The organism is Luteibacter sp. P4_E6 (assembly GCF_056401535.1).
The window spans coordinates 1-1,470 of record NZ_JBFUJE010000757.1 but is presented as its reverse complement, the minus strand read 5'-3'; the positions used below and the strand labels follow the sequence as shown (position 1 = coordinate 1,470).

Below are 1,470 nucleotides of genomic sequence, written 5' to 3'. Positions count from 1 at the left end.
GCAGCAGACAGCGAAGCGATCAGTTCGGGAATACCGTCGTACACGGTGTGTTCCGACCAGCCCACATCGCGGAAGCGCTCGCCGTACGCCGCCACGGCGGCTTCGATGCGTTCGTTGTCGTCGCCGAGAATGGCGGCATAGCTTACGCGCAGCGGCGGGCCAACCCAGGCCCGCAAGGCGGCGTCATCCGGCGACTCCGCGCCGACGGCCGCCAGGGAATGGCGTACGCCGGCGAAGATGCCGATTTCAGAGTCGATGAGGGTGCCATCGAGATCGAAGAGGAAGAGCATTACTGCTTCTCCGCCCGGGCCTTCAGCGCGACGACGGCCGGCAGTTCCTTGCCTTCGAGGAACTCGAGGAAGGCGCCGCCGCCGGTGGAGATGTAGGAGACGCCGTCTTCGATGCCGTATTTATCCACGGCCGCCAGCGTGTCGCCGCCGCCGGCAATGGAGAAGGCTTTCGAGGCGGCAATCGCGCGGGCGAGTGTTTCGGTGCCTTTGCCGAAGGCGTCGAATTCGAACACGCCGACGGGGCCGTTCCAGACGACCGTGCCCGCCTTGGCGATCAGTTCGGCGTAGCGCTTCGCGGTGTCGGGACCGATGTCGAGGATCATCTCGTCGTCGGCGACCTCGGTCACGTTCTTGATCGTGGCTTTCGCGGTGGCGGAAAACTCGGTGGCGACGATCACGTCGGTGGGCACCGGCACGTCGGCGCCACGCGACTTGGCGTCGGCGATGATCTTCTTCGCGATGTCGAGCAGATCGGCTTCGACCAGCGACTTACCGACCTTGTGGCCTTCGGCGAGGATGAAGGTGTTGGCGATGCCACCGCCGACGATGAGCTGATCCACACGACCGACGAGATTCTGCAGCAGTTCGAGCTTGGTCGACACCTTGGAGCCGGCGACGATGGCCAGGAGCGGCTTGTCCGGGTTTTCCAGAGCCTTGCCCAGCGCGTCGAGTTCCTTTGCCAGCAGCGGGCCGGCGGCGGCGATCGGAGCGAAGCGAATCACACCGTGCGTGGAGGCCTGGGCGCGATGCGCTGTACCAAAGGCGTCCATGACGAAGACATCGCACAGCGCGGCGTACTTCTTCGACAGGGTCTCGTCGTCCTTGCCTTCGCCGGCATTCATGCGGCAATTCTCGAGCACCACCACTTCGCCCTCGGCGACCTCGACACCATCGAGGTAGTCGCGCACGAGACGGACGTCCTTGCCGAGCTTCTTGCCCAGCCACTCGGCGACCGGCTTGAGCGAGGAGGCTTCATCGAACTCGCCTTCCTTCGGCCGGCCCAGGTGGGAGATGACCATGACCTTCGCGCCGGCGTCGCGCGCGGCGACGATGGTCGGCAGGGAAGCATCCAGGCGCTGGGTGGAGGTGATCTTTCCGTTTTCGACCGGGACGTTGAGGTCCTCGCGGATCAGGACGCGCTTGCCGCGCAGGTCGAGGTCTTGCATGCGGATGACGGACA

At 65.2% G+C, this 1,470-nt stretch carries 2 protein-coding genes; both read right to left on the bottom strand.

All coding sequences use genetic code 11. From position 1 onward, the window contains the following. A partial coding sequence (locus AC1DT2_RS23185; protein ID WP_477299026.1) for an HAD hydrolase-like protein occupies nucleotides 1-290 on the bottom strand: 290 nt, incomplete at its 3' end. Next, nucleotides 290-1,470 (bottom strand): phosphoglycerate kinase (locus tag AC1DT2_RS23180; RefSeq protein WP_477299025.1); only part of this gene is annotated, 1,181 nt, incomplete at its 5' end. The genes AC1DT2_RS23185 and AC1DT2_RS23180, both read right to left, overlap by 1 nt.